At 38.6% G+C, this 20801-nt stretch carries 20 protein-coding genes, 1 pseudogene and 1 riboswitch; of the genes and pseudogenes, 15 read left to right on the top strand and 6 right to left on the bottom strand.

The window, feature by feature from the left end; translation table 11 throughout:
• Window positions 1-131 precede the first annotated feature (131 nt).
• The 3 genes from OR571_RS04155 to rluF all read right to left on the bottom strand — a co-directional run bounded on the left by OR571_RS04155 (window position 132) and on the right by rluF (window position 1726).
• Entirely contained in the window at window positions 132-485 is a 354-nt protein-coding gene (locus OR571_RS04155; RefSeq protein WP_282241586.1) for an ArsR/SmtB family transcription factor, read from the bottom strand.
• Window positions 486-908 (bottom strand): SRPBCC family protein, encoded by a 423-nt coding sequence (locus OR571_RS04150; RefSeq protein WP_282241585.1) that lies wholly within the window; start codon window positions 906-908, stop codon window positions 486-488.
• Window positions 909-1021: 113 nt separating this feature from the next.
• Window positions 1022-1726 carry a 23S rRNA pseudouridine(2604) synthase RluF gene (gene rluF / locus OR571_RS04145; RefSeq protein ID WP_282241584.1) on the bottom strand — a complete coding sequence of 235 codons (705 nt, stop codon included), beginning with the start codon at window positions 1724-1726 and terminating at the stop codon, window positions 1022-1024.
• A gap of 94 nt (window positions 1727-1820) precedes the next feature.
• Here rluF and OR571_RS04140 point away from each other — a divergent pair, with 94 nt between their 5' ends.
• The 4 genes from OR571_RS04140 (at window position 1821) to OR571_RS04125 (ending at window position 4605) form a co-directional block, all read left to right on the top strand.
• Window positions 1821-2783: a DUF4003 family protein gene (locus OR571_RS04140; protein WP_282241583.1), complete on the top strand. Its 963-nt coding sequence runs from the start codon at window positions 1821-1823 to the stop codon at window positions 2781-2783.
• Window positions 2784-2833: 50 nt separating this feature from the next.
• A complete protein-coding gene (locus OR571_RS04135) occupies window positions 2834-3307 on the top strand; it encodes an acyl-CoA thioesterase (protein WP_282241582.1) in 474 nt (157 codons plus the stop codon).
• Window positions 3308-3326: 19 nt separating this feature from the next.
• Window positions 3327-3704 carry a hypothetical protein gene (locus OR571_RS04130; protein WP_282241581.1) on the top strand — a complete coding sequence of 126 codons (378 nt, stop codon included), beginning with the start codon at window positions 3327-3329 and terminating at the stop codon, window positions 3702-3704.
• Window positions 3705-3798: 94 nt separating this feature from the next.
• Window positions 3799-4605: a hypothetical protein gene (locus OR571_RS04125; protein WP_282241580.1), complete on the top strand. Its 807-nt coding sequence runs from the start codon at window positions 3799-3801 to the stop codon at window positions 4603-4605.
• Between the two features lie 30 nt (window positions 4606-4635).
• Here OR571_RS04125 and OR571_RS04120 read toward each other — a convergent pair whose 3' ends face one another.
• The 3 genes from OR571_RS04120 to OR571_RS04110 form a co-directional block, all read right to left on the bottom strand.
• Window positions 4636-5730 carry an RtcB family protein gene (locus tag OR571_RS04120; protein WP_282241579.1) on the bottom strand — a complete coding sequence of 365 codons (1095 nt, stop codon included), beginning with the start codon at window positions 5728-5730 and terminating at the stop codon, window positions 4636-4638.
• A gap of 17 nt (window positions 5731-5747) precedes the next feature.
• The gene (gene corA, locus OR571_RS04115; protein ID WP_282241578.1) at window positions 5748-6710 is read right to left on the bottom strand and encodes a magnesium/cobalt transporter CorA; all 963 of its coding nucleotides are present in this window, start codon (window positions 6708-6710) and stop codon (window positions 5748-5750) included.
• A gap of 128 nt (window positions 6711-6838) precedes the next feature.
• On the bottom strand, window positions 6839-8332 hold the full coding sequence (locus OR571_RS04110; RefSeq protein WP_282241577.1) for a BCCT family transporter: 1494 nt from the start codon (window positions 8330-8332) through the stop codon (window positions 6839-6841).
• 215 nt (window positions 8333-8547) lie between these two features.
• Window positions 8548-8648: riboswitch (SAM riboswitch) on the top strand.
• A gap of 93 nt (window positions 8649-8741) precedes the next feature.
• Between OR571_RS04110 and OR571_RS04105 the strand changes: the two genes are divergently transcribed.
• From OR571_RS04105 to OR571_RS04055, 11 genes and pseudogenes are all read left to right on the top strand, one after another.
• Window positions 8742-9842 (top strand): 5-methyltetrahydropteroyltriglutamate--homocysteine S-methyltransferase, encoded by a 1101-nt coding sequence (locus OR571_RS04105; protein WP_282241576.1) that lies wholly within the window; start codon window positions 8742-8744, stop codon window positions 9840-9842.
• Between the two features lie 840 nt (window positions 9843-10682).
• On the top strand, window positions 10683-11087 hold the full coding sequence (locus OR571_RS04100) for a hypothetical protein (protein WP_282241575.1): 405 nt from the start codon (window positions 10683-10685) through the stop codon (window positions 11085-11087).
• Between the two features lie 191 nt (window positions 11088-11278).
• The gene (locus OR571_RS04095) at window positions 11279-12103 is read left to right on the top strand and encodes a M55 family metallopeptidase (protein WP_282241574.1); all 825 of its coding nucleotides are present in this window, start codon (window positions 11279-11281) and stop codon (window positions 12101-12103) included.
• A gap of 15 nt (window positions 12104-12118) precedes the next feature.
• Window positions 12119-13054 carry an ABC transporter permease gene (locus OR571_RS04090; RefSeq protein WP_282241573.1) on the top strand — a complete coding sequence of 312 codons (936 nt, stop codon included), beginning with the start codon at window positions 12119-12121 and terminating at the stop codon, window positions 13052-13054.
• Complete coding sequence (locus OR571_RS04085) at window positions 13054-14007, top strand: ABC transporter permease (protein ID WP_282241572.1); 954 nt, start codon at window positions 13054-13056, stop codon at window positions 14005-14007. Before OR571_RS04090 ends, OR571_RS04085 begins: the two co-directional genes overlap by 1 nt.
• A 36-nt stretch (window positions 14008-14043) precedes the next feature.
• Window positions 14044-15057, top strand: a complete 1014-nt coding sequence (locus OR571_RS04080) for an ABC transporter ATP-binding protein (RefSeq protein ID WP_282241699.1) — start codon at window positions 14044-14046, stop codon at window positions 15055-15057.
• Window positions 15058-15103: 46 nt separating this feature from the next.
• A pseudogene (locus OR571_RS04075) lies at window positions 15104-16758 on the top strand (ABC transporter substrate-binding protein).
• A 61-nt stretch (window positions 16759-16819) separates the two neighbouring features.
• Window positions 16820-17743, top strand: a complete 924-nt coding sequence (locus OR571_RS04070) for a S66 peptidase family protein (protein WP_282241571.1) — start codon at window positions 16820-16822, stop codon at window positions 17741-17743.
• 14 nt (window positions 17744-17757) lie between these two features.
• Window positions 17758-18840, top strand: a complete 1083-nt coding sequence (locus tag OR571_RS04065; RefSeq protein ID WP_282241570.1) for a mandelate racemase/muconate lactonizing enzyme family protein — start codon at window positions 17758-17760, stop codon at window positions 18838-18840.
• 11 nt (window positions 18841-18851) lie between these two features.
• Window positions 18852-19775 (top strand): C40 family peptidase, encoded by a 924-nt coding sequence (locus tag OR571_RS04060; protein WP_282241569.1) that lies wholly within the window; start codon window positions 18852-18854, stop codon window positions 19773-19775.
• 11 nt (window positions 19776-19786) lie between these two features.
• Window positions 19787-20749: an ABC transporter ATP-binding protein gene (locus OR571_RS04055; RefSeq protein ID WP_282241567.1), complete on the top strand. Its 963-nt coding sequence runs from the start codon at window positions 19787-19789 to the stop codon at window positions 20747-20749.
• Window positions 20750-20801 lie beyond the last annotated feature (52 nt).

Here is a 20801-nt window from a genome sequence, read left to right as displayed (position 1 = left end):
GGATTTGAAATTCAATAAGATTACATCAGTCGGAAATAATAAGTAACCAACAAAAAAGGACTATCCAATCAATATAAAATTGGATAGTCACTTTTGAATGTTATGCTAGGAAATGAAACTCGTGATAATATTCAATCGGTCTCTTTGTTACTTCTGCTATCTTCTCCGTCGTTTTCGACTACAAACTTCAACATAGACAACTTATTACTCCAAAACTGATCATAATAGGAAAGCCAGTCTTTTAACTCTTGAAAGGTTTCTGGTTTTAAATGATATCTTTTTTCTCTACCAACTTTTTGTCCGCTCACTAAATTGGCTTCTGAAAGTATATGAAGATGCTTGGCAATTGCTGTACGACTCATCGGAAAGTGGGAAGTAATTTCCGATATAGGAAGTTCTTTATGAGCAAGTAGCTTTAAAACTTCTCTCCGCGTTGGGTCTGCTATTGCTTGAAACACATCATATTTTTGTGCAGAGGAGGACAATTAGTTTTCAACAGCCTTTCGCAAACCGTTTTGGACAATGCCTACCCAACCTTGAGACATTGTTTCACGAATAATAGCGCTTTTTTGATTTGCTTTTGGAATGATTGCATCCGGCTGTTTCCACCCACCGTGAATGAGCGTGAACTCTGTTTGATCCCCTAATTCTTTTAAAATAAAGGATACGACCCAACCATCTGTATCCCATATAAATGTAAGCTTATTAGGAGCATCTACTTCTGTTACTTTGCAAGGAGATGGTCCGAAAGGTGATTGAATATGAAATTCATGGTCTACTTCCAGTTTAAAGTCATTTGGCATAAACCATGAGGCAATGCCCTCGGATGTTGTTACTGTATCCCATACTTTTTGAATGGGCGCATTTAATACGATTGTTTGCGTAATATCAGGTAATGTATTTTCCATCGATTTCCCTGCTTTCATTTTGAATATGAAACCTTTTAGTTTCGTTTTGATTATTATATAAAACCTTTTGGTGTCATGTCAAATGAATCACACATTTTTCGATGTTTCTGCAATTACCGTTTAGGGGAATAGTCAAGTGTCGTGAATAATTCTTTTTTCTCGTTTTCCGTCAACTCTCTCCATTCTCCAATAGGAAGCCCTTCAATTGTAATATTCATAATTCGAATGCGTTGTAATCGTTTTACAGTAAAGCCAAGTGCAGAACACATTCTTCTAATTTGTCTATTTAGACCTTGCGTTAAGATGATGTTAAACGTATAGGGTCCTAACTTTCTTACTTTACAAGGAAGGGTCTTCGTTCCAAGGATGTTAACTCCTGCCGCCATTTTCGCTAAAAAAGTATCTGTAATTTTTTCATTGACTGTGACCACATATTCTTTTTCATGACCTTTTTCAGCACGAAGAATTTCATTTACGATATCGCCATCATTAGTTAATAGAATGAGGCCATCAGAGTCTTTATCTAATCGACCTATATGGAAAATGCGAAGTGGATGATTCACATAGTCGACGATGTTGCCTTTAATATGGCGTTCCGTAGTGCTTGTGATGCCTACAGGCTTATTTAAAACAAGGTACACTAGTGGTTGTTCCACAACAATTGGTTTTCCGTCTACCTGTACATCATCTCCAGCTTCTACTTGACTACCTAACTCTGCTTGCTTTCCATTTATCATGACTCTTCCGTCTGTGATCCACTTGTCCGCTCCACGGCGGGATACAATGCCGGCTTCACTTAAAAATTTATTTATACGCATGATTGCCACCTACTTTTATGAGTTAAAATAATTATATCAAAGCGTGAAACCATTATAGTGCAAATTCCGTAAAAAAGAAAAGGAGTGAGTGAAGATGACGGTAAATGAAAAAATCGAACGAACATATAATGCACTTAAAAAAGTTTTAGGATGGACGGTAGATAAGAGAGTAACATTATCACTTGCAGGGTATTATGTAACATTAGAGAGAGAATTTAACGAAAAAAGATACAATGAGATTTCAACGCATATTAAAAAAAGTGTAGGCATGTTTAATCCATTGCGTTCTCACTTACATCCTCTTTTCGTTTCTACGCTCGATGTAAGTGATATGGAACCGAAACAAGCGGTCGATTTGCTTATAGAAAAAACAGAGGCATTAAAAGCAGCATCTTTTAAGATTAATAGCTATGCGTATTTAGCTGCGTTAATGATGTCTGAGGACAAAGAGAATTGGTCAGGAGAAATAAAGCGTGCAGAACAACTAATGGCAGATATGAAAAAACATCATCGTTTTTTAACATCTACAGATGACTATCCTTATGCAATGTTTTTAGGAAAGCTGGAAGGTGACACTGCTCTTCGTGCGGAAACGATGAATAGATATTACAAACAGCTGAAAGATTATAAGTTTTACGCAGGAAATGAATTACAATGGATGTCCCAAGTATTAACGTATACGAGTCCCAATTATGAAGAAAGCTTAATACAACGAGCAGTTATTATTCGGGATGGGTTAAAAACTGTCAAAATAAAAACGTCGGCTCCACAATATCCGATTATTGGATTTATGGCTGCCCTAAAATTAGAGGAAGATCAGTTAAATGAGATCGTGACTACTTACGAATCAATCGCAAATATGAAGTTGTTTTCCTGGTATAAAGAATCTGCACTGCCAATAGCGTTTGGACTTTCTTTAAGATCATCAAAAGATATATATGCAACTGCCGCAATTTCGATGGCAACATCATTAGAACTTATTTTGCAAGCGCAACAAGCGATGATGATTTCTACTATTGCGGCAACGAGCGTAGCAGCGTCTTCCGGTACCAATTAAACATCATGGTATACTATCAATGAAACAGACGATTAAAAGGAGCAATAAATATGAAAACAAATCCGATGAGCCAATCTAGAACAATTCAAACCCATTTAGTCCTTCCGCCAGACACAAACCATCATCAAACAATTTTCGGTGGAAAAGTACTTGCCTATATCGATGAAATTGCGGCAATTACTGCAATGAAGCATGCAAAAGGTGCTGTTGTAACAGCGTCTATAGATTCAGTAGACTTTGTTTCTTCCGCAAGAGTGGGAGATGTAATTGAATTAGATGCAATTGTTTCTTCAACTGGCCGTTCATCCATGGAGGTATATGTACGTGTAACATCGACGAATGTTTTGACTGGGGAAGAAAAGCTAACGACCGAGTCTTTTGTAACGATGGTAGCAGTGGATGAAAACAATAAACCGATTCCAGTAAAAGGCATTCATCCAGAAACGAAAGAGGAAATTCGTTTATTTGAAACAGGACCTGCTAGACGCTTACATCGTAGACAACGCATGGAGATGAGATACTAGAAGAGTAGGAAGTGATCGCATGTTAAAGCGAATCGACGAACTTTATAAATATATTTTGATTATGCTGCTCGTCGTTTATTTGATCAATTCTATTTATGTTAAGGAACTGACACTCACCTTTATCATTATAGCTTTTGTAATTATTTTGGAGTTAGTAAAACATCGGAAACATATAAAGAAGCTTTCTTTCCCTCAAGTAGCTATAATCGGGATAGTATTACTAACAGGTAGTGCTGGAATTATTTATTTACTTGTGTTGTTTCAGATTTTTTTAGATCCACTTTCTTTATCCTACCCTTTGGAAACAATGTTATTAGTCCTTTTTGTATTCATCTGTTTATACGGTTTAGGTTACTTTTTAAAAAGAATATTTGGGCGGGCATTGAAAAATCCGTAAAATTCACTTTAGAAGTTATGAAGATATAGCTTCTAAAGTTTTTTTGTGAAACTATAAGAATGTTCAATCGTATGTACTTGTAGAGGTGTTGCAAATGAAACATATATATGAACGGACGGCAAAGTATACGAAGTTAGGTTCATTGTTAACATTAGTCATCTATATAGCGCTAGTTTTTATTTTTAAAGATGTTATGTGGAAAGATTTCGAGACTCATTTTATATTAGGATTTTCAGTATGCATGCTATTAGGTACTTCTTACTTTTTTCAGCATGCTGCAGAAAAGTTACCAGATGAGAAGAAAATAGATAGCGAATATTATTCGATCGAATTTCCTGTTAATGAGTTAAACTTTCAAAATGATGTATCGCTCATTCCTAATAGTTACTTAGTTTCTCATACAGGAGAACGGCTTTACATGATTACACCGACAAAAAATGAACCAATCAAACGTAAATTAACTGCTTTCGCTATTTTAAAAAGTGGTATGTTCTTCCCCATTACGTATGATTTGACCACAATGGATGGAAGACTTGTAAGTCATTTTACGATAAAAAATAAACTTAAATATATGCAACTGAAAGTATATGATCATACAAGATCACCTATATCCACTGTAATTATGCCAATATTCTCTTTGAAAAATAAGGCAGTTTTTTTCAATGCGGATAATGAAAAGATGCATGAAATGAAAGCGAAAAGTACATACGGTGATATAGACGTAAATAGTTTTGAGGGAAAACGCCTGGCAACGTACCGTTTTGGTATGTTTCCTTATGCAACTCACCCAGCATTTGAAGCGCAAGCGATGAACACGCATGTATCGCTGGCTTCTGATTTATCTCATATAGAAAAATTAACTTTTGCCGCGTTGTTTTATTACTGGACGGCCAATCAATAAGGAGCTGACATTGTATTGTCAGCTCCTCCATCAATGCGCTTTATAGTTGTAAATTGGTTTAATCACTTCTAACACATCTACCGTATCCGCAACATGAGCAAGTATGTCTTGCATATCTTTATAAGCGAATGGTGATTCATCAACCGTACTCGCTAGAACAGAGGTACTCCACACATCTTTCATCGAATCCTGAAAGTCCTCCAATGCCACAAGCTTTCTGGCTTGGGAACGGCTCATAATACGACCTGCACCATGTGGACCAGAATAATTCCAATCAGGATTGCCTTTTCCTCGACAGATCAATGAACCATCCCGCATATTCATTGGAATAATGACAATTTCTCCATCCTGTGCAGAAATAGCACCTTTCCGTAAAATCATATTGTCTAAATCGATATAATTATGAATTGTGTCGAATACGGATTCAATCTTCCAATTCATCCCCCTACAAATGACATCAGCCATCGTTTTACGATTAAGTGCTGCGTACTTTTGTGCAATGGAAAGATCCCATAAATAATCTTTCATATTTTGACCTTCTACATATGCTAAATCTTTCGGAACAGAATCCCCCAGAGATTGATGGGCAACTTGCTGATAATGTTCCGCAATTTGTTTTCCTAAATTTCTGCTTCCCGAGTGAATAACTAAATAGATACTGCCGTCACTTCCTTCGTTCAGTTCGATAAAATGATTTCCACCCCCAAGAGTTCCTAAACTCAAACGAGCGCGACTTTCATTTATAGGAGCAGCAACCTCTGCAAATGGTATTTCTATTGTATGACGATGTTCTTTGTTTCTAATTCGCGTTCCGCTTGGGACGTTTTTCTTAATTGTTTTATCTAGCTTTTCGAAGTTAACATCTTCTCTTTTAAGCTCTAGTTTTGCGCAAATCATACCACAACCTAAGTCTACTCCTACAAAATTAGGTACAACTTTGTCGGAAACTGTCATCGTTGTGCCAACAGTACAGCCTTTCCCAGCATGAAGATCTGGCATCATCCGTATTTTCGTGTCTTGTAAAAAGGGAAGACTACAAAGCTCCTCGACCTGACGCTTTGCGGTCTCCTCAATTGTATTTGTAAATACAAGTGCACGATTAAATGTTCCTTCTATTTCTATCAACATTTCACCTCATTAAGTTAGTTTTTAAACAAGTTAAACCAGCCTTTATATTTAAACCAAGCAAGCATCGATACTGCAATAATTAACATAATACCAAGCACAATAAAATAGCTATAACGCCATTCAAGTTCTGGCATGTTTGTGAAGTTCATCCCATATACCCCAGCGATAAATGTTAAAGGGATGAAGACGGTGGAAACAGTTGTTAAAATCATCATAATTCGGTTCATCTGGCTCGAGTTGATGGACATTTGACTATCCCGAATATCAGCTGTTAGCTCTCTGTTCGATTCCACCATATCGGCAAGCTTTAATAGGTGATCGTAAATGTCCCCAAAGTAGGCTTTTTCCGTTTGTTGCAAATTGACACGTTCAGAATTCAACACCCTGTAGATTAAATCTCGCATAGGAAGAATTGTTCGTCGCAATCGCAGTAAATCACTTCGTAGGTCAAATACTTGATCTAAGGATAAATGGTATACATCGGAGGATAGCTTATCTTCTATATCGTTTAAATAATCTTCAATTTTATAGACAATTGGAAAATATGCATCCACCACTTTATCGAAAATATGATAAGCTGTATGCATCGCTCCGTGGTTCCACCATTTTGTATTTTCAACAATACGTTCGCGTGCTTGATCTAACTCATGCATAGAAGGAAAATGGAAAGTAACTACAAAGTTTTCTCCAACAAACAAATTTAGTTCCTCTGCTTCTAATGTTTCTTCGTTAAATGTATGCAATACAAAAAAAGAATGACCATCGTAATGATCCACTTTTGGCCGTTGAAGTCGAAACAAACAGTCCTCAATTGCAAGTGGATGAAAATGAAAGAAGGAGCTAAGTAGTGTTTCCTCTTCTTTTGTAGGTTCACCAATATCAACCCAATACCATTCAAACATTTTCTCATTTATATCCTCCAACTGAAAATCGCTGATTATTTCTTGGTTGGACGTTCTTCCAATTGTTCGAATCATACTAAAACCCCCTTGCAGCCTCTATTATCTCATAATTCACTCTATGTATTCAAAATCATTACTTAATTATTCGTATACAAAAGTAAAATGCCAAGGGAATCTGGTTAGTCCTTGGCATTTTACTTTTTTTACTTTTTGGTTTTTGTCTGCCTCACTTCTTTTTTTAATCCCATTATTAAAGAGGCAATCATGAAAAGCATCACAAAAGAAAAAGGTAAAGCTGCAATAATGATGGTATTCTGCAAAGCATCGAGTCCGTTAACGGCTAACAAAATGGTTGCGATGACTGACAAGGTAATTCCCCAAATAAGTTTTACTTTATTTGGCGGAGTCAATGAGCCGTTTGTTGAGAGCATACCGAGAACAAAGGTGGCAGAATCGGCCGATGTGATGAAAAAGCATGCAATAAGTACCACGGCAAAAATCGATACAATTGTCGCCAAGGGCATTGCATGGAACATTTCAAATATAGTCAACTCAGTAGACGCTTTCGCTAAATCAGCAACGCCTCTTTTTTGCATATCAATGGCAGTTGAACCGAAAGCGGAAAACCAAATTGCTCCAAGTATTGTTGGCGCAACTAATACGGCAGTAACAAACTCTTTAATTGTTCTCCCTTTTGATACACGAGCTATAAACATACTTACAAATGGAGCCCATGAAATCCACCAAGCCCAGTAAAAGATTGTCCAATCTTCCAGCCACTCGCGATCAGTTAGACTGAGTGGTGCTGTACGTAAGCTCATTTGAACGATGTTGGCTAAATACCCTCCAAAAGAGTCCGTGAGCATATCAAAAATGAGTAATGTTGGACCGAGAAGGACAACAAAAACAAGTATTGCAAGCGCTAATACTAAGTTTGTATTCGATAAATATTTGATTCCTTTACTTAAACCGGACCATGCGGAAGCAATAAACAGAACCGTTACGATAGCAACAATAATTATCTGAGAAACGATTCCAATTGACATGCCGAAAAGATAGTTCAAACCTGCATTAATTTGAACAGCACCAAATCCAAGTGAAGTAGCTACACCAAATGCAGTGGCAAAAATAGCAAGAACATCTATCAGGATACCAAATGGTCCTTCCATCTTTTTACCGAAAATCGGTTTCAATGTTGCTGATATTAACCCTGGTTCATCTTTACGGAACTGGAAGAAGGCAAGGGATAATCCAACAACCCCGTACATAGCCCACACGTGAAATCCCCAGTGAAAAAAGGACTGACGGAGAGCTTCCTTAAAGGCCGCAGCTGTATTTGGTTCTGCAGTTGCTGGATTGATAGCATAATGCGACAAAGGTTCAGCAGCGCCATAAAAAACAAGCCCAATTCCCATACCAGCAGAAAACAACATAGAAATCCATGTCACCGTTGAAAACTGTGGGCGATCTGTATCTTTTCCCAAGCGGATTTTTCCGTATGGACTAAAGATAAAAAATATACTTAGTACCAGCATAAACGTCATTAGTAGCATGTAGTACCAACCAAATGAGGATGCAACAAAGCTTTTAATAGTTGTAGTAATTGTTTCAAAACTTTCGGGCTGGAGAGCTCCATACCCTGCGGCTAATATGACTAAGCCCATAGTGATATAAAATGTAATAGATAGTTTCTTCATACTTCCCCCTCGTAGAATGGATAATTTTAAATGTCTAACTATACTAATAAAATAAGGTGAAATCAAATGATATCAAGGGTTCCGTTTCTTCAGAGTTGTACCCAAAATTTAAAGATTTAAAACAATTAGAAACAGTGAGGTTAAATTACTTAAAATTCTGTATTGACAGAACAGTCGAAAGGATGTAATCTAGTAATCAATCAAATAGAACAACTTTCTTATCAAGAGAGGTGGAGGGACTGGCCCTACGATACCTCAGCAACAGGCTTTTAGTACTGTGCTAATTCCAGAAGCGTTTCGTGCTTGAAGATAAGAAGAGAATCATTACTCTGACGTGTAAACCTCTTCTTGTTTTTAAGAAGGGGTTTTATTTGATTTCCAATTCAAATTTAAGGAGGAAGAAATCATTATGACAACAAAAACAGCTATTGCAGCACCATTCAGAGCGGATCATGTGGGGAGTTTATTAAGACCAGAAAACTTACTACAAGCAAGAAAGGACTTTAAGGCCGGAACTATCAGGAGAGAGCAACTAAAAGAAATAGAAACAAAAGAAATTAAGCGTATTGTAGACAAACAACTTGAAGTTGGTTTAGAGCTTGTGACGGACGGGGAATTTAGACGTGACTGGTGGCATCTAGACTTTTTAGAACATCTAAATGGATTTGAAGGATATGTCCCTGAAAAGGGATATCAATTCGATGGATTAGAAACAGACAAATACGAGGTTCGAAACATTGGTAAGATTTCTTTTAACCCAGATCATCCATTTATCCAAGACTTTATCGAGTTCAACAAAATTGTAGACGGCCGTGCAGTTGCAAAACAAACAATTCCAAGTCCAAATCAGCTATTCCATCCTGGTATACGAGACGAAAATATTTATCCAGATGTAGAGGACTTTGCAAAAGACATTATTAAAGCATACCAGGGTGCAATTCAAGCATTTTATCAAGCAGGAGTAAGGTATTTACAAATCGATGATGTGTACATTGCTGGACTTTCTTCACCAGATATTCCTTATAAGGAAGAGGAAAGAGCGTTTTTAATTGACCTTGCACTACGTGTCATGAATGGTGTATTGGAAAATAAGCCGGAAGATTTGGTGGTGACGACTCATTTATGCCGTGGAAATTACCAATCAACTTGGGCATTCGGAGGAAGTTACGCACTAATCGCTCCAACCTTTTTCGCTAAAGAAAAAGTAGATGGATTTTTCTTAGAATATGATGACGATCGTTCAGGCGATTTCAAGCCGCTTGCGCATATTCCAAACGGCGGGGCAAAGGTAGTATTAGGTGTATTCACTTCTAAAAATGGAGAACTAGAAAACAAAGAAAATATTATCGCTCGTGTAAAAGAAGCATCTGAATATGTACCACTTGATCAACTAAGTATTAGCCCCCAATGTGGCTTTGCTTCTACTCATCATGGCAACAAACTTACTGAAGAGCAACAGTGGGAGAAACTAAAGTACATCGTGGACATCTCAAAAGAAATCTGGAAATAATAAAAGGTAACACCTCGTCGTACGCCAATTACCCATTTGTATAGGCTAAAACGAGTAAATATAAAATACTTTCTTTCCTGAAGGTCTCATTTGATTGTTGGGAAAGAAAGTTACAAATGGCATTACAAACACCACACACATAAATATGGGAAGTATCGAAAAGAGCGTATTCTTCGGAGACGTTCTTTTTTTCTATATTAAGTGCAATTTAAAGATCACAGCTACAGTCATCTCATCGTACAGGTTGCTCTCTTCTGGGTAGTGAGTTGAATGAAGTGACCGCTTGGATTTAGTTGCAGAATAGGTATGCCCAATAAGTGGCTAAGGGCAACCGAACAACTGTCGAAAGCAACCAATTCCAGTCTGAGAGCAACCAAACGACTGTTGAGAGCAACAAGTATCAGTCTGAAAGCAACCAAATTACTTCTGAGAGCAACCAATTTTCATAAAGCAAGTTTACTTGGAGTGAGATGTTAATAATAATGGTGCATTATTCAGGGTTTCTTTACAAAAAGCATCTGCTTTGTTAGCTTTGTCGCGTTCGCATCACATTTCGTCGTATTACATCATTTACTGGAATTTATCAGTTGCAAATATCTCCTAACATTCAATATTAAACAGTGGCGCTTTAGCCTTTGTTCCTTAGTAGGCAAATGATTCCTCTCATCGCTCAACCAGCGGACGCTTCATTCATCTCACTCACACGCCGTTTCCCTGTACTGCGCAAACTCTTCTTAAAAAAGGAAGTTTTTTATTTGCATGGAACTGAGATGTTTGTCTAGTTTATCGGGGGGGGTTTTGCATTTACTACTATAAGTGCAAGAAGGAGGTGATTTAATCATGAACCAAAATCGTCATTCATGTAGTTCATGCGGACAAATGCCACAATGGGGTAACCAATGTGGTTGCGGGCAAGTATCGCCGTGGCAACAACCAGCTGCTCAGCCGATAGTATGTCCTCCACAATATCGAGTGCGGGATTCATTTTTACCAAGAATGCAACCGGTGATTCACCCAATTGTGAATGTGAACAGAGAGCATATCGTCAATGTCCCACAACATTTCTGGACTGAAACAAATCGAAATGTAGTAGTTAATCCACCTCAGCAAGCTTTCCCGATGCAACAAGGCGGATTCCAACAGCCTTTTGGGCAACAATTCGGTCAACCAATGGGCCAACAAATGGGTCAACAATTCGGTCAACCAATGGGTCAACAACAATTTTTCCCAGGCCAGCCTAGATAAAGGAAAGAAAGACTTCTAGTTTAGATGAGCAAATGCCTTTATATTAAAGCGCATTTGCTTTTTAGATTGTAGAAAATCTAATATATTTCAAAATTCAAAACATATTGTAATATTCTATATTTTTTGATAAAGTAGAACTTATTCTAGATTTGGAATTTGTATGCAAAAAGTAAAGGGGTGGGAAATAAGATATGAAAATTTTTCTTTCAATTGATATGGAAGGAATTACAGGCTTGCCAGATCATACATTTGTAGACTCGGGAAAACATAATTATGAACGTGCCCGACGTATAATGACGCAAGAAGCAAATGCGATTGTGGAAGGGGCTTTATCAAGCGGAGTAAAAGAGGTTCTAGTAAATGATAGTCATTCGAAGATGAATAATATTTTAATAGAGGAATTGCATCCAGAAGCGAAATTGATAACAGGTGATGTGAAACCGTTTTCAATGGTGCAATCATTAGATGAATCGTACATAGGTGCAGTATTTGCTGGCTATCATTCAAGAGCAGGACAACCAGGGGTTATGAGTCACTCAATGATATTTGGAGTAAGAAATATGTATATAAACGATGTGGAAATAGGTGAATTGGGATTAAATGCATATGTAGCAGGTCACTTTGGTGTACCGGTTATTATGGTTGCTGGGGATGATGGAGCGTGTAGGGAAGCAGAGGCGCTGATTCCTGGAGTGGTTACTGCAGTTGTGAAAGAATCGATCTCTAGATCTGCCGTTAAAACCTTGCATCCACAAAAGGCACATGCATTGTTGAAAGAAAAGGTGGAAGAAGCGATTAGCAAAAGTGATCAAATAAAACCTCTCGTACCACCAAAAAATCCTACGTTAAGAATTGAGTTTGCTAACTATGGACAGGCGGAATGGGCAGCTCTTATGCCCGGTTGTGAAATTATAGAAGGAACAACAATAGTTAAGTTCGAGGCGAAAGATATATTAGAGGCCTACCGTGCAATGCTTGTAATGGTAGAGCTAGCAATGCAAACGAAATTTTGTTAAGGGGGAAGTTTGCTTATGGCGAAGTATATTATTAAACGTTTTTTAATGATGATAGCAACGATTCTTATCATTGCTACGTTAACTTTCGCATTGATGCATACCATTCCAGGTTCTCCATTCGATGATGAGCGTACTTCTAATCCTACTATTCAAGCGAATTTAGAAAAGTTTTATAAATTAGATGAACCAATGCATATTCAATATTTATATTATTTGAAGTCTATCGTTACTTTTGATTTTGGACCTTCCATTAAAAAGCCTAACGAATCTGTAAATGAATTACTTGCAAGAGGATTTCCAATTTCCTTTGAGCTTGGAATGGTCACCATTTTAGTCGCTTTGTTGTCGGGGGTTACTTTAGGGACTTTCGCGGCCTTAAGGCATAACGGGATTATAGATTATACAGCAATGACTTTTGCTGTTGTGGGGATTTCTGTTCCTAACTTTGTTCTGGCGACCTTACTTATTCAGCAAATTGCAGTAAATTTAGAATGGCTTCCTCCTGCCACGTGGAGTAGTCCATTACATATGATATTACCTACCCTCGCTCTTGCAACTGGACCAACGGCTATCATTGCGCGCTTAACGAGATCAAGTATGCTTGAGGTGTTAACGCAGGATTACATTAAAATGGCTCGTGCAAAAGGGCTTTCACCGGTAAGAATAGTTGTTAGGCATGCATTAAGAAATGCACTTATGCCTGTAGTTACCATTATGGGAACGATGCTCGCAGGAATTTTAACGGGAACATTTGTTATTGAACGGATCTTCGCTATCCCGGGAATGGGAAAATATTTCGTAGAGAGCATCAACAACCGTGATTATCCAGTCATAATGGGATCGACCGTATTTTATAGTGCATTTTTAGTATTCATGCTATTCCTTGTGGATATCGTATACGGTTTCTTAGATCCACGTATAAAACTACATCGAAAAGAAGGGGATGCGTAATGACTAATTCAACTACAACTAAAATAGTATCCCCACAAAGTGTAAAAGACGAATGGTTTCGACCTAAACAAAAAGAACAAGGAAGAGCAGAATCTGTAGTCAGACCTTCTTTATCCTATTGGAAAGATGCTTGGAGGAGGTTAAGAAAGAACAAGCTGGCAATGGTTGGACTAGCTTTCCTTATTTTCCTATTGTTTATGGCTATTTTCGGACCTATATTATCTCCTTATTCCGTTACAGGAACAGATTATCCCAACCAAAACAAAGCTCCTTCTTTAGCCCATTGGTTCGGTACGGATGAAGCTGGAAGAGATGTATTTACTAGAACATGGTATGGAGCTCGAATTTCATTGTTTGTAGGTGTGATGGCAGCTCTTATTGACTTTTTTATAGGTATTATCTATGGCGGCTTTAGTGGGTATAAGGGAGGCAGAACAGACGCAATAATGATGCGCGTCATCGAAGTACTTTATGGATTGCCACATTTGTTGGTGGTCATATTGCTAATGGTTGTAATGGGACCAAGCTTAACTACAATAATTGTGGCCCTAACCGTAACTGGATGGGTCGGAATGGCACGAATTGTTCGAGGGCAGGTTTTGCAAATAAAGAACTACGAGTTTGTCACAGCTTCCAAATCATTTGGTGCAAAAACATCGCGAATCATTGGGAAAAACTTACTTCCTAACACGATGGGACCTATTATTGTACAGATGACACTTACTGTACCGGGTGCAATTTTTGCAGAAGCATTTCTTAGCTTTTTAGGTTTAGGAGTTGCAGCACCATTTGCCAGTTGGGGTGTGATGACAAACGATGCCTTACCGGTTATCCTATCTGGTCACTGGTGGCGATTATTCTTCCCAGCATTTTTTATTTCCTTAACAATGTTTGCTTTTAACGTACTAGGAGATGGACTACAAGATGCACTGGATCCGAAGCTTAGGAGGTGAGAATAGGTGAATGAACGTAAGAAAAAAGAGAAGAAAATGATATCAGATGAGAAAGTATTACAAGTTAATAACTTACAAGTTTCCTTTCGAACATACGGAGGAGAAGTCGAAGCTGTTAGAGGTGTTGACTTTGACTTGTATAAAGGAGAAACACTTGCCATCGTTGGAGAATCGGGTTGCGGTAAAAGTGTGACTTCAAATGCGATCATGGGGCTGATTCCTCAACCACCTGGAATTATTAAAAATGGCCATATTCTATTTAAAGGAAAAGATTTGACGAAATTGACAAAGGGAGAGCTGCGCAAAATCCAAGGCGTGGATATTTCGATGATCTTTCAAGATCCAATGACTGCGTTAAACCCGACATTAACGATAGGGGAGCAGTTAACGGAAGGTCTCCGTACCCACAAAAAAATAGGAAAGCAGGAGGCAAAGAAACGAGCTATCGACATGTTAAAGCTTGTAGGAATTCCAAACCCTGAGGAGCGTTTAAAACAATTTCCTCATCAATTTTCCGGAGGTATGCGTCAACGTATTGTAATAGCGATAGCGCTTATTTGTGATCCAGAATTACTTATCGCGGATGAACCGACAACCGCACTGGATGTAACAATTCAAGCGCAAATTTTGGAGTTGTTTGAAGAAATACAACGTAAGAAAAAGATATCTATTATATTAATCACGCATGATCTTGGAGTGGTGGCAAAAATTGCAGATCGCATTGCAGTAATGTATGCGGGTAAAATTGTAGAGATTGGAAATAAGCGAGAAATCTTCTATACTCCAGAGCATCCATATACACGGGGACTATTAAACTCTGTTCCTCGCCTAGACTTAGAGGACGAGGAATTGCAACCTATCGAGGGAACTCCACCGGATTTATTTTCTCCTCCGAAAGGTTGTCCATTCACAGCACGTTGTGATTATGCGATGGAAGTTTGTGATCATGTATACCCATTTACAAATAAGTTATCTGAAGCTCATAGAGTAGACTGCTGGCTACAAGATGAGCGTGCGAAAGTCATCAAGAATAGCGATAGGGTTGGATGAGCGCGCGATAGTGCATTCACATAGACAATACAAAGGGGGAACTGAGATGAAGAAGTGGTTATCATTATTTGTAGTCGCGTTATTTGTACTTGTGTTAAGTGCTTGTACAGCTACAAAAGATGCGGGTGAAGCACCAAGTACAGAAAAAGAGGGTGACAAAGGGGAAACGGGAACGGAAACAGAAGCAACGCCAACTGAAAAAGTACTATATTTAAATAATGGGAATGAACCAACCTCATTCGATCCATCCGTAGGATTTGATGCTGTGTCTTGGAATGCATTGAACAATCTTATGGAAGGGTTAGTTAGACTTTCAAAAGATCATTAGCAGAACCCGCTACAGCGGAGAAAATAGACGTATCCGATGATGGTTTAACGTATACCTTTACTATTCGTGAGGATGCAAAATGGTCTAATGGAGACCCAGTCTTAGCAAGTGATTTTGTGTATGGATGGCTACACATGTTAAATCCTGAAACGGCATCTCCAGCAGCATTTCTAGCATATTTCATTGAAGGAGCAGAAGCATACAACAGTGGGACTGGTACAGCTGATGCTGTAGCGATTAAAGCAGTACAAGATAAAGTTTTTGAAGTGAAGCTAACTACACCAACAGAAGCATTTTTAAATATTATTACAAACCCAAGCTTCTTCCCGGTTAATGAAAAAGTAGCAACAGAGAATCCTACTTGGTTCGCAGATGCAGAAACTTTCGTAGGGAATGGTCCGTTTAAATTAGTTGACTGGAAGCATGATGTAAGCTTTACGTTTGCAAAAAATGAGAATTATTGGGATGCGTCAGCTGTAAAGCTTGACAAAGTAGAGTGGGCAATGATCAATGACTCCAATACAGAATATCAAATGTATCAAACAGGCGAGTTAGACACATCGGCAGTGCCATCTGAACTTGCTGAAAGCTTGATGAACAGCCCGGAACTAAAGAATGAAGACCAAGCAGGTTTATATTTCTATCGATTCAACGTCTCTATGGAACCATTTACAAACAAAAAAATCCGTCAAGCGTTTGCATATGCTGTTAACCAGCAGGAAATGGTCGATTTCGTAACGAAAAATGGGGAAAAACCAGCAGAAGGATTTGTTCCTTATGGATTCATTGGTCCTGATGGAAAAGAGTTTAGAGAAACTGCTGGAAAGCTTGTTGGTTTTGATGCAGATAAAGCAAAAGCATTATTAGCAGAAGGTATGAAAGAAGAAGGGTATACGGTATTACCTGAAGTAACATTAACTTATTCTACAAGTGATACTCATAAGAAAATTGCAGAAGCATTACAAAGTAAATTTAAAGAAGTGTTAGATGTAGATGTAGCACTTCAAAATGTAGAGGCAAGTGTATTTGCAACAGAGCAAAAAGAATTTAAGTACCAGTTGTCGCGTTCTTCTTTCTTATTTGACTACGCGGATCCAGTAAATGCACTTGAAAGTTTCATTACTGGTTCATCGATGAACCGTACAACTTGGTCAAATGCGGAGTATGATAAATTAATAACAGATATTAAAAACGAAACCGACCAATCAAAACGTTGGGAAATGTTAATAGAAGCAGATGCTTTGTTAATGGAAGAGATGCCAGTATTCCCAATTCACTATTATAACCAAGTGACATTAGAGAAGCCGTCCGTATCAGACATTGTAAGACATCCAGTAGGCTACTTAGATTTAAAATGGGCAGATAAAAACTAAAAAAGAAGCGGTGCCTATTTAGGTGCCGCCCCTTTTGTTTATTAAAAAGGAGAAAATAACTATGAAAATTCGTCCTAAACGATTACGACAAGGAGACACGATTGGAATTATTGCTCCCTCCAGTCCACCAAACTTAGAACAGTTAAAGCGTTCTTTAACCTTTTTAGAGGAGCTAGGATTGTCTTATAAAATAGGGAAAAGTGTAGAAAACGTGTATGGCTATCTAGCAGGCACGGATGAAGAACGTTTAGAAGATTTGCATGAAATGTTTGCAGACCCTGATATAGCAGGGATTATTTGCGCAGGCGGAGGATATGGTTCTGCTAGGTATACAGATAAAATAGATTTTCAATTAATGAATGAATGCCCAAAGATTTTTTGGGGTTATTCCGATATTACTTTTTTACATACAAGCATGAATATTTACTCGGAAATCGTTACTTTCCACGGACCAATGCTGGCATCTGATGTAGGAAAAGATACTTTTTCTGATCTATCGAAGAAAATGTTTCAGCAGTTATTTGAACCAATGGAACTTCACTATACGGCAACGATTTCCCCTTTAGAAAGTCTTTCGACAGGTGTCGCGAGAGGCGAGTTAACGGGAGGGAATCTATCTCTTCTTGCAAGTGGTATCGGAACGAGGTATGAAGTGGACACAAAAGGTAAGTTGTTATTAATCGAAGACATTGGGGAAGAGCCTTACCGAGTAGATGGAATGCTCAACCAGCTAAGGCAAGCGGGAAAACTAGAAGAAGCAGCTGGTTTTGTTATTGGAGATTTTAAAGACGCAGAACCAAAGAAACGTCCCATATCATTGTCATTAGAGGAAGTGCTCGATCACTATATAGGTCAATTAGGTAAACCGGCAGTAAAAGGCTTCAAAATAGGCCATTGTGAACCACATTTTGCGGTTCCGCTTGGAACAGAAGCAGTACTCGATGCAGATAACTTAACACTTACTATCTTACCGGGAGTTGAATAAGGGAGGCTAACCAATTGAATATTCAATCGATTGAAACGTTTGACGTAGCAATTCCGCTTACTAAGCCTTTTAAAACGGCTCTTCGGACAGTTACTACTGCTTACTCCGTTTATGTGAAAATCACGAGTAGTGAAGGAGTTGTAGGTTATGGGGAAGCTCCTCCGACTCATGTAATTACTGGAGACTCCATGGCTAGTATTCGGTATGCGATTAACGACATAATAGCACCACAGTTAATCGGGCTTAACCTTTGCGAAAGTGAACATATTTTTCAAAAAATAAATGCATCGCTTGTCAGAAATACAAGTGCTAAAGCAGCAGTCGATATGGCTATACATGATCTAATCGCTCGTCAAGCAGGACTTCCTCTATATCAATATTTGGGAGGGTATCACGATACATTGGAAACCGATTTTACGGTAAGTGTGAATGCACCAGATGAAATGGCTGAGGACGCGGAGCGGTACGTGAAGAATGGGTTTCATGTTTTAAAAGTAAAAGTTGGTATAGGTGATATGAGAGAAGATATTGCACGTATTCAGGCTATTAGAGAACGAGTTGGAAACGAGCCGAAGCTAAGGCTTGATGCAAACCAGGGTTGGAATGCAAAAGAAGCAGTTAAAGCAATTCGAGCAATGGAAGATGCTAGGCTAGGGATCGAGTTTGTCGAGCAACCTGTTCCTGCTCATGATCTAGAAGGCTTAAAATATGTTACAGAGCGTACAGATACACCAATTATGGCGGATGAAAGTGTATTTTCGGTAATAGATGCTAAAAGGGTTTTGGAAATGCGAGCTGCAGATTTGATTAATATTAAGTTAATGAAATCCGGTGGTATTCATCATGCTAAAAAGATAAATGCGCTTGCTGAAGCAAATGGCGTGGCATGTATGGTTGGAAGTATGATTGAAACAAAGATAGGAATTACTGCGGCGGCTCACTTCGCTGCTAGTCAACCAAATATTCACTTCTTTGATTTTGATGCACCGCTTATGCTTGCAAAGGATCTAGTTGTTGGTGGGGTTTGTTACGAAGGAAGTAAGATGACGTTTTCAAAAGAGCATGGACTTGGTATTTCACGATTGGAGATCGTATAGGGGGTCTATAAATGACAACAGGAGTGCATGAGTGGGTTTGTTGTGTAAAAGTAGCAACTGTTTGGACGGAGCCGGCTTCGGCCAGAGAATTGGATGCGCCTGGGATTTCAAACCCAGTGTTAATAGCTGACTGGTTGGAGGCACTGCCGTATAAGGAGCGACTTGCTCTTTGCGATGAAAATCGAGTACAAACGCAACTTCTTTACGGAGAGCCAGTACTGGTAGAAAAAATAGAAGGGGATTGGGCGAAAATTATTGCGGTATGGCAGCCTTCTAAAAAGGATTCTCGTGGATATCCTGGCTGGGTTCCAGTAAAACAATTAAAGAAGTCAAAATGTTTGAATCCAATTGGCATTGCGCGTGTAGCCGCTGTGAAAGCGCAGTTGTGGGATAAAGAAAAGAAACCGTTACTTATCGTTCCATTTAATACAACACTTCCGGTTATCTCAGAAGATGCATCCTACTTTTACGTTCATACTCCCCATGGAGAAGCATTACTGCAAAAAAAATATGCAGATGTTGCTATGTCTATGGAACAATTTTCAAGGAGATCAGCGGAAGAGGTCTTAGCTTTAGGAGAACAATATTTAGATCTTCCTTATTTATGGGGTGGAATGTCTCCCTATGGCTATGATTGTTCTGGATTTTCATACAATATGCTAAAGGCAGGCGGATATTTGATCCCTCGTGATGCAAGTGATCAGGCGAAAAGCGGAGAAGAAATTTCAATACACGATATGGCCTCGTGGAAAAAAGGGGATTTACTATTTTTCGCTAATGATGAGGGGACAGGTCCGGTTCGCCATGTTGGCTTCTATTATGGAAATGGACAACTATTGCATTCGCCTTCTACGGGAAAAACGATTGAGATTATGGAGTTAGAAGGTTCTAAGCTTGAGACAGAAATCTGTGCAGTAAGAAGATATGCCGTTTAGGGGGGATTTACATGGCAGAAAAGGTTCTTTTATCCGTACAAGATTTAAGACGACATTTTGAACTGGGGCACGGCGAAACGTTAAAAGCTGTGGATGGCATCAGTTTTGACATTGTAAAAGGGGAAACGTTTGGTCTAGTTGGAGAGTCTGGTTGTGGGAAGTCTACTGCAGGACGAACAATTTTAGGATTGTATAATAGAACACAAGGCAACGTTATATTTGAAGATAAAAATGTACACGAAATGAATGATAAAGAGCGGAAAGAATATCTCAAAAAGATGCAAATGATTTTCCAAGATCCGTATGCATCCCTAAATCCACGTTCAACTGTGCTCGAAATAATTGCGGAACCAATGGAAGTACATAAACTATATAAATCCAAAGAGGCATTGAAAAATAGAGTTTACGAGTTATTGGAAGATGTGGGTCTCAACAGAGATCATGCTAACCGCTATCCCCATGAATTTTCAGGAGGGCAAAGACAGCGCATAGGGATTGCTCGTGCACTCGCGTTAGATCCTGAATTCATCATAGCGGATGAGCCAATCTCGGCTTTAGATGTCTCCGTTCAAGCGCAAGTAGTAAAGCTCTTGCAACGATTGCAAAAAGAAAAAGGATTAACGTATTTATTTATTGCACATGATCTATCAATGGTGAAATACATTTCTGACCGTATCGGAGTAATGTATCTAGGACACATGGTAGAGCTTACAACGAGCAATCAGTTATATGAGGAACCATTACATCCATACACACAGGCATTATTATCCGCTATTCCGATTCCAGATCCAGATATCGAGGAATCACGTGAACGTATTCTATTGCATGGCGAGCTGCCTAGTCCAATCAATCCACCGTCCGGTTGTGTTTTTAGAACACGCTGTGAACATGCAATGTCCATTTGTGCAGAAAAAAAGCCTGTATGGAAAGAACAAGCGACAGGACATTTTGTTGCATGTCATTTGTATAATTGACATATAGCAGAAATTATTGTATTCTGAAAATAACTTAAAGAAAAGGAGTGAG

Origin of the sequence: Psychrobacillus sp. NEAU-3TGS (assembly GCF_029955155.1) — a bacterium.
Lineage (GTDB): Bacteria > Bacillota > Bacilli > Bacillales_A > Planococcaceae > Psychrobacillus.
The sequence above is the reverse complement of the archived record's forward strand: the minus strand, read 5'-3'. Positions and strand labels throughout refer to the sequence as shown.